At 70.8% G+C, this 6,747-nt stretch carries 8 protein-coding genes; 4 read left to right on the forward strand and 4 right to left on the reverse strand.

What is annotated here, in order from left to right:
• Positions 1-82: 82 nt before the first annotated feature.
• From ABTZ89_RS33315 to nth, 4 genes are read right to left on the reverse strand one after another with little or no spacing between them, the layout of a single operon-like run.
• A complete protein-coding gene (locus ABTZ89_RS33315; RefSeq protein ID WP_270947431.1) occupies positions 83-1,267 on the reverse strand; it encodes a MarP family serine protease in 1,185 nt (394 codons plus the stop codon).
• Positions 1,268-1,318: 51 nt separating this feature from the next.
• Positions 1,319-2,020 carry an NUDIX hydrolase gene (locus tag ABTZ89_RS33320; RefSeq protein WP_270947432.1) on the reverse strand — a complete coding sequence of 234 codons (702 nt, stop codon included), beginning with the start codon at positions 2,018-2,020 and terminating at the stop codon, positions 1,319-1,321.
• The gene (locus ABTZ89_RS33325) at positions 2,017-2,652 is read right to left on the reverse strand and encodes a TlpA family protein disulfide reductase (RefSeq protein ID WP_270947433.1); all 636 of its coding nucleotides are present in this window, start codon (positions 2,650-2,652) and stop codon (positions 2,017-2,019) included. Before ABTZ89_RS33325 ends, ABTZ89_RS33320 begins: the two co-directional genes overlap by 4 nt.
• Positions 2,649-3,386 carry an endonuclease III gene (gene nth / locus ABTZ89_RS33330; protein ID WP_270947516.1) on the reverse strand — a complete coding sequence of 246 codons (738 nt, stop codon included), beginning with the start codon at positions 3,384-3,386 and terminating at the stop codon, positions 2,649-2,651. The genes ABTZ89_RS33325 and nth overlap by 4 nt, the downstream gene beginning before the upstream one ends.
• 198 nt (positions 3,387-3,584) lie before the next feature.
• On the opposite strand from nth, the gene ABTZ89_RS33335 reads away from it, so the two are divergent.
• The 4 genes from ABTZ89_RS33335 to ABTZ89_RS33350 all read left to right on the forward strand — a co-directional run bounded on the left by ABTZ89_RS33335 (position 3,585) and on the right by ABTZ89_RS33350 (position 6,673).
• A complete protein-coding gene (locus ABTZ89_RS33335; protein ID WP_029535541.1) occupies positions 3,585-3,839 on the forward strand; it encodes a hypothetical protein in 255 nt (84 codons plus the stop codon).
• Between the two features lie 93 nt (positions 3,840-3,932).
• Complete coding sequence (locus ABTZ89_RS33340) at positions 3,933-4,607, forward strand: Crp/Fnr family transcriptional regulator (RefSeq protein ID WP_179717047.1); 675 nt, start codon at positions 3,933-3,935, stop codon at positions 4,605-4,607.
• A gap of 167 nt (positions 4,608-4,774) precedes the next feature.
• Complete coding sequence (locus ABTZ89_RS33345) at positions 4,775-5,059, forward strand: hypothetical protein (RefSeq protein ID WP_351052303.1); 285 nt, start codon at positions 4,775-4,777, stop codon at positions 5,057-5,059.
• Positions 5,060-5,437: 378 nt separating this feature from the next.
• Positions 5,438-6,673, forward strand: coding sequence for an MFS transporter (locus ABTZ89_RS33350; RefSeq protein ID WP_270947436.1), 1,236 nt, complete (start codon positions 5,438-5,440; stop codon positions 6,671-6,673).
• Positions 6,674-6,747: the final 74 nt, after the last annotated feature.

Raw genomic sequence — 6,747 nt, forward strand, 5'->3', positions numbered from 1 at the left:
GCAAATTCCATTGAAATCGGACCTCCGATTTCAATGGAATTTGCGTCGATCCCGGTGGAACGGGTGCGCGGTGGGGCTGGGGTCAGCTCGTGCAGTTGCCGGTGGAGACCGGGGTGGTGAGGCGGGGTGCCGCCTCGACCTCGTCGGCGACCTCGGCCGCGGTGAGGGCGAAGCCCGTTTCCGGGTCGTCGACCGCCGCGCCGAAGACCACGCCGACCACCTTGCCGCTCGGGTCGATCAGCGGTCCGCCGGAGTTACCGCTCTGCACCTTGCCGCGCACCGTGTACACGTCGCGGACCACCGTCTGCGCCTCGTAGATGTCCGGACCGCGCAGCTTGATCCGCTCCCGGATGCGGCCCGCCGACGCCGTGTACGGACCGTCCAGCGGGTAGCCCAGGGCGATCACGTCGTTGCCCGGCTGCTGCTCGCCCGGCGCGAACGTCATCGCGTCCGCGTCCAGGTCCGGCACCGACAGGATCGCGACGTCCACGTCCGGCTTGTACATGACGACGTCGGCGTCGAACTGGCCGCGACCGATCTCGATCGCCACCCGGTCGGTGCCCGCGACGACGTGCGCGTTGGTCATCACCCGGTGCGGCGCGATCACGAAACCGGTGCCCTCCAGCGCCCGCGCGCAGGACGACGCACGACCCCGGACCTTCACCACGCTGGTCCGCGATTCGCGCACCACCGGGCTGTCGGCCAGCGCCTGGTCCGGCGGCGCGATCTCGGCCACCGGGGTCTGCGAGAACGGCTCCAGGGCCTGCGGGAATCCCGACACACCGAGCATTTCGCGCAGGTCGCCGGGCAGTTGCCGCGCCGAGTTCGGCATCACCGAGTTGACCCCGCTGAGCACCTGCGACCGGCTGATCGCCGAGGCCAGGCCGGGCAGCGCGGACGCCGAGGTGAACGGCAGCGCGACCAGCCACGCCACCACCAGGACCGCCACGAACTGCAGCACCGCGCCCAGCGCGTTGTCCATCTTGGTCAGCCGGCGGGAGTGGATCCGGTCGCGCAGTTCGCGCCCGGCCCACATGCCGAAGGTCTCGCCGAAGGCGACCAGCAGCACCACGATCCCGACGCCGAAGCCGAGGCGGGCGATCGGGCTGTCCAGCCGGTCCAGCAGCAGCGGAGCCACCTTCAGGCCGACCACCGCGCCGACGAACACGCCCAAGAACGAGAAGAACGCAGTAACCAGGCCGCTCCGCGCCCCTGAGACCGCGGCGAGCAGTGCCAGCAGCACCACCAGCAGGTCGACCCAGTTCACCCGCTCACCCCTCCACCCCGGCGATCAGACCGCACCACGGTCTCAGACCGGTCAAGTTCGACCGAAGCCGATGTCCTCGGCTTCCTCCGCGGCCCGCCATGCCTCGTCGAGCTCCCGCACATCGCCTCGGTTCCAGCGCTGCGCCCACCCCGCGAGGTCGAGCAGCCCGGACAGCAGTCCACCGGTGAAACCCCACACCAACATGCCGGGCACCAGGAACGCGGGGCTCGCGTGCCGCCCGGTCAGCTCGACCCGCAGCCGGTTGGCCGGGTCGGTCAGCCAGGAGATCGGCACCCGCGCCACCGCGGCGGTCTCACCGGGATCGACCGGCGAGACCGGCGAGGGCTCGGCCCAGTGCGCGAGCACCGGGGTCACCCGGAACCCGCTGTGCGGGACGTGCAGTTCGGGCAGCGTCACCAGTGGACGGACGCCCTCCGGCCGCAGCCCCACTTCCTCGACGGCTTCGCGGAGTGCGGCGTCGACCGGTCCTCGATCGACATCGTCGAGCGAGCCGCCGGGGAAAGCAACCTGGCCCGGGTGCGAGTTCAACCCGTCGGCCCGGCGCAGCAGCAGCACGTCCGGGCCGTCCGCGCCCTCTCCGAAGAGGATCAGGACGGCGGCGGGCCGGGCGTCGGCCGGTGGGTTCTCGCGCGGCCAGCCGAAGTGCCCGGGGTCCAGCTCGGCGGCCCGTTCGACCAGCGGCCGCAACCATTCGGGCAGCTCAGCGGGGTCGACGAGCAGGTGGCCGCTCACTGCCGCCCCAGGGTGCGCTCGACGGCGGCGCGGACTTCGTCCGGCGTCTCGAACGCGACCGGTGGGTCGATGCGGCGGACCTCCCCGGTGCCGGTCACCACGTAACTGATCGGGAGCACGGTGGGCGCCTTGAGCGCGGCCCGGATGCGGTTGTCGCCGTCATGCACGTTGGGGAAGTGAACGCGGAGTTCGGTGAGCAGGTCAAGACCATCAGCGGGATCGCTCTGCACCTGGACCCCGAGCACCCGGATCGCGCCCGGCTGCTCGGCGTAGGCCTGGAGCGCGGGGAGCTCGGTGCGGCACGGCCCGCACCAGGTGGCCCACACGTTGATCAGCGTCGGCTCCCCGGCGACGGCCGAGCCGACGTCGACCGGCTTGCCGTCGGCCTGGCAGCTGCCGGTGATCCCGGCCAGCTGCGCCGGACCTCCTTCGCCCGTCGGGCAGGGCTCGAGCGCCGCGGCGGCGCGCTGCTGCGGATCGACCGGCTTCGCCGCGGGTGGCGGGGCGGGTGCGTTCGTCGCGGTCGGCTGCTGCTCGGCGTCGCGCGGCCAGAGCGCGACCACGCCCAGCACGGCGAGCACCAGCACCACGATCGTCCAGCGGATCTCGTTCCGGTAGGCGCGCAGGTTCACGCCACCGGCTCCTTGGCCGCGGCCTGCGCGATGGTGCTCGCCGGGACTTCTTCGGCCACCCCGGCCAGCTCCAGCAGCCGCGGCGCCTCCGGGCCGCGCACCAGCTTCGCCGCGACGTCCGGTTCGGTCGGTCCGGCCCCGTACGACGGGCAGTCCTTGGCCAGCAGGCACGCGCCGCAGGCCGGTTTGCGGGAGTGGCAGACGCGGCGGCCGTGGAAGATCACCCGGTGCGAGAGCATCGTCCACTCCTTGCGCGGGATGAGCTCGCCGATCGCGTGCTCGACCTTGACCGGGTCCTCCTCCGCGGTCCAGCCCCAGCGGCGGACCAGCCGGCCGAAGTGGGTGTCCACCGTGATGCCCGGCACGTCGAAGGCGTTGCCCAGGATCACGTTGGCCGTCTTGCGGCCGATCCCGGGCAGCTTCACCAGCTGCTCGAGCTTGGCGGGCACCTCGCCGCCGTACTGCTCGACCAGCGCCGCGCCCAGGCCCATCAGGGAGGCCGCCTTGTTCCGGTAGAAGCCGGTGGAGCGGATCATCTCCTCGAGCTCGGTGCGGTCGGCGCCCGCGTAGTCGGCGGCCGTCGGGTACTTCGCGAACAGCGCCGGGGTGACCTCGTTGACCCTCTTGTCGGTGCACTGCGCCGACAAGATCGTGGCCACCGCGAGCTCCAGCGGCGTGTCGAAGTCCAGTTCGCAGTGCGCGTCCGGATATCCTTCGCCGAGGGCGCGCTGCATCCGGCGAGCTCGCCTCACCAGGCCCAGCCGGGTTTCACCCCCCGCACGGGACTTGGTCTTCTTGGTTCGAGCCTGATCCGACACCCCACCAGACTACGGATCGGGCGAACGCGAACGGTGGCCGTACCATCACGCCACCCGGGCAACCCCACCCCGGTTGCACCCAGCTCGACGGCATGCGTGAGGATGTAAATCATGGTGGCTGCCTGGTTCGTCATCGTCGTGCCGCTCGTGATCATGTTCTTCACGCTCTTCATGGAGCGTGTGGAGGCCCGCCTGCGGCACGTGGCGGTGCAGGAGAACGAGGTGGAAGAGCTGCTGGAGAACGCCCGTCCCGACGAGGTTCGGGCGCTGTTCCGGCAAGGTATTGGACGAGCGCTGGAGTTGTTCCAGCTTCGCAGGGTGGGACGCGCCGGTAGGCTGCGTACTCGCCGTTCGCGCGACCAGTCTTAGAATTGCTGGTAGTGATCGGCGGCACACCGCCAGACGCGCGCACGCGGGTCCGGCACCACAGCAAGCCGCCGCGTCTCAACATGGAGGGACGAGGTGGACGAGACCCTGGCCCGGGCCGGCATCTTCCAAGGAGTGGAGCCGGCCGCGGCGGAGGCCCTGGCACAGTCGCTGGAACCAGTCGAGTTCCCGCGCGGGCACGTGATCTTCGCCGAGGGCGAGCCGGGTGACCGGCTCTACATCATTCAGTCCGGCAAGGTGAAGCTCGGGCGCAAGTCCCCCGACGGCAGGGAGAACCTGCTGGCGATCATGGGACCGTCGGACATGTTCGGCGAGCTGTCCATCTTCGACCCCGGCCCGCGGACGTCTACGGCGACCACGGTGACCGAGGTCCGCGCGCTGAGCATGGACCGCTCGGCTCTGCGGCAGTGGATCAGCACGCGTCCGGAGATCGCCGAGCAGCTGCTCCGCGTGGTGGCCCGCCGCTTGCGGCGCACCAACGGCATGCTGGCGGACCTGATCTTCACCGACGTGCCTGGCCGCGTCGCCAAGGCGCTGCTGCAGCTCGCACAGCGCTTCGGCAGCCAGGAAGCGGGCCTGCTGCGGGTCACCCACGACCTGACGCAGGAAGAGATCGCGCAGTACGTCGGCGCTTCTCGGGAGACCGTGAACAAGGCGCTGGCGGACTTCGCACACCGCGGTTGGCTGCGGCTCGAGGGCAAGAGCGTGCTCATCCTCGACCCGGAGCGGCTCGCTCGCCGCGCCCGCTGAGCAGCGCTCAGACGCGCGTGAACTGACGCGCGTCGGCCGACGGATCCGGGAGCTTTCCCGGATTCTTCAGTCGACGCGCGTTTTTTCGCGCCCGGAAAACCTGATTTCCCCTCCCTGCGTCGGCCTCGCCTGGTATGACCTTGATCAGCTGGCGAGAGGGGTGGGGTGTGTACGTGATCTTGTACGTCGTGGTGCCCGTGCTGATCCTGCTGGGCGCGATCGCCGTTCATCGGGCGCAGGAGCGGAAGCGCCGCGGCACGCAGGCTCCGGTCACCGGGGCGAGCAGCAGCGGCTCGGTGGACACCAGCGGCGACGGCGGCTGGGGCGACGACGCCTGGGAAAGCTCGGTCAGCAGCTTCAGCAGTGATTCCGGTGATTCGAGCGGCAGCAGCCACTCCGGTGGCAGCAGCGACTCGGGCGGCGGCGGTGACTCAGGTGGCGGCGGCGACTGAACCCGGACATGTGAAGGGGCTGGGCGCCACCCCCGACGCGGCGCTCCAGCCCCTCCAACATGTGCGTGATTGATCCCCCGACGACCAACCACGCTCCCCCGATCCTCCAGTGCGTCGGCCCCGAATCCTCGACACCGGAGGAAAGCTTTTCTCGACGATGCTGGACGACCGGTGCCGCCAGCAAGGTGCTCTCACCTTCCAGGACGCAGCTAGCCAGAGCTGGGTTGCAGAGTTCACCCGTTCCGGCTAGCCACGTTCCAAGTGTGCCGTGCCCCGCCGGACCGCGTATCGGGTCAAAAGTCCCCTTTTGCCGCTGGTGAGGCGAATTACCCCACGCCAGGTTGGTACTGGCGTACCAGTATCGGGATACTGGTTTTCGTGTCCCAATCCGCGTCCCTCGCCGACTACCGCACCGCCCTGACCGCACCCGGCGCCCGAGGGCCGGTCATCACCTCGCTGCTGGGCCGCCTGCCGATCGCCATGGTCGGCCTCGCCCTGATGCTCTACGTGCAGCGCGAGACCGGATCCTTCGCCGCCGCCGGCCTCGTCTCCGCAGGTGCGCTGATCGGCGTCGCCTGCGGTTCGGTCGCGCAGGGCCGGATCATGGACCGGATCGGGCCGACGAAGCCGCTGTACGTGATGTCCGCGGTGTTCGCGGCGCTGGTGACCATCGAGGTCGTGGTCATCGAGGTGCACGCCCCGGTGGCGCTGATGACGGCGCTGGCGTTCCTGGTCGGGGCCAGCGAGCCGATGGTCGGCCCGGCCTCCCGAGCCCTGTGGGCGCAGCTGCTGCCGCCCGGTTCCGCGCGCAGCGCCGCGTACTCCTACGAGGCCATCAGCATGGAGGTGTTCTTCATCCTCGGGCCGGGTCTGGCCGGGTTGATGGTCGCCATGCCGTGGCCGGGGACCGGCGTCGTCGTCGGCGCGGCGTGCATGGTGCTGGGCAGCGTCGGCTTCGCCTCGACGCGGGCCGCCCGCGCCCAGCAGCCGGAGCCGTCGGCCGGGAGCACGAGCCTGCTCGGCGCCATCGCCAGCCCGGGCATGCGGACGGTGGCGATCGCCGCGCTGGGTTTCGGCACCCTGATCGGATTCATCGAGGTCGGCGTGCCGGCTGCGGCGGTCGAGGCGGGCTACCCGACGGTCGGCGGTCTGCTGCTGAGCGTGCTGTCGATCAGCTCGGTGGTCGTGGGCGTCCTCTACGGGCTGCGCCCGTGGCCGCGTCCGATGCACCTGCGGCTGCCCGCGCTGCTGTTCGGCTTCGCCGGGTTGATCACGCTGCTGGCCCTGCCGGGCACGCTGTGGGGCCTGTGCATCGCGCTGCTGGTGGCGGGCAGCCTGATCACGCCGCAGTCCACGGCCCACTCGATGGCCATCGAGGTCGCCGCGCCGGAGGGCACCGAGACCGAGGCGTTCGGCTGGGTGGTCACCTCGGTGACGCTCGGCGCGGCCATCGGCCAGTCGGTCAGCGGCCAGCTGGTCGAGCTCAGCGGCCCGGCGGCGTCGTTCCTGACCGCGAGCGCGGTGGGCGTCGTCCTCGCCGCCGTCCTCTGGCTGCGCCGCCGCACGCTCATCCCGGCGACGACGCGCGACGACGTCTCCCTCGCCGGGGTCTGATCTCCGCAGCTCAGGACCCGTGAGCGTTTTGGGTTGCTATAGCGACCCAAAGTACTCACGGGTCCTGAGCTGCT

Origin of the sequence: Saccharopolyspora sp. NPDC002686 (genome assembly GCF_040295745.1) — a bacterium.
In the GTDB taxonomy this organism is placed as follows: Bacteria; Actinomycetota; Actinomycetes; order Mycobacteriales; family Pseudonocardiaceae; genus Saccharopolyspora; species Saccharopolyspora oryzae.